The following is a 1,258-nucleotide window of genomic DNA, read 5'->3' as shown; positions in this document are numbered from 1 at the left end:
GCCCCCGACGACCCCCGACCCCTCGCCGCGACCTTCTACGAACAACGCCCCGCCTTCCACTGGCACCCCGGCCTCCTCCTCGACGGCGCCAGCCTCCAAGTCCCCTTCCTCGCCGACCTCGTCACCCTCGCCGACCCCACCAGCCCCTGGACCTTCCTCAACTACCTCCGCACCCGCGACCGCCTCTTCCCCTTCTACTTCGCCGAGCGCTTCCACATCCAACGAGCCGAATACGACGCCTACTGCCGCTGGGTCACCGAACAACTCCCCGGCCTCCACTTCGGCCACCAGGTCGACGCCGTCCGCTGGAACACCGCCCGCACCCTCTTCGAAGTCGACTTCACCCAACTCGACCGCGACGGCGAAGCCGAAGCACTCGGCCGCGCCTACACCCGCCACATCGCCCTCGGCATCGGCACCGAACCCTTCGTCCCCGAACCCCTCAAACCCCTCGCCGAAGCCGAAGCCGTCCCCGTACTCCACTCCGCCGACTACCTCCGCCACCGCGAACGGCTCCTCACCGCCGACCACATCACCGTCATCGGATCCGGCCAGTCCGGCGCCGAGATCTTCCTCGACCTCCTGCGCGCCCGCCCCGAAGGCGCCGAGAAGATCCACTGGCTCGCCCGCACCCAGGCCTTCGCCCCCATGGAATATTCGAAGCTCGGCCTGGAGCACTTCACCCCCGACTACAGCCGCTACTTCCACGCGCTCCCCGAATCCGCCCGCGACGAACTCGTCCCCCGCCAATGGCAGCTCCACAAAGGCATCGACGCCGACACCATCGCCGCCATCCACGACGAGCTCTACCGCCGCACCCTCCACGGCGGGTGGCCCGACGCCACCCTCACCCCCGGCGTCCACGTCCGCACCGCCGGACGCCTCGCCAACACCCGCGTCGAACTCCACCTCGAACACACCCAACAAGGCACCCGCAGCCGCCTCACCACCGACGCCGTCATCCTCGCCACCGGCTACCGCGAACGCCCCCTCGACGCCCTCCTCGGCGGCCTCGACCCCTACCTCCGCCGCGACGCCTCCCACCGCCCCCGCATCGACGACCAGTACCGCCTCGTCCTCGACCCCACCGTCACCGGACACGTCTACGTACAGAACGCCGAACGCCACACCCACGGAGTCGGCGCCCCCGACCTCGGCCTCGCCGCCTGGCGCAGCGCCACCATCCTCAACAACCTCACCGGCGCCAACCCCTACCCCCTCCCCGAACGCACCGCCTTCACCACCTTCGGCCTCACCC

1 protein-coding gene is annotated in these 1,258 nt (G+C 70.2%); it reads left to right on the top strand.

What is annotated here, in order from left to right; all coding sequences use genetic code 11:
• A partial coding sequence (locus tag D3105_RS33845) for a lysine N(6)-hydroxylase/L-ornithine N(5)-oxygenase family protein (RefSeq protein ID WP_118906592.1) occupies positions 1–1,258 on the top strand: 1,258 nt, incomplete at both ends.

This window comes from Streptomyces globisporus (assembly GCF_003501885.1).
GTDB lineage: Bacteria > Actinomycetota > Actinomycetes > Streptomycetales > Streptomycetaceae > Streptomyces > Streptomyces globisporus_D.
The sequence above is the reverse complement of the archived record's forward strand: the minus strand, read 5'-3'. Positions and strand labels throughout refer to the sequence as shown.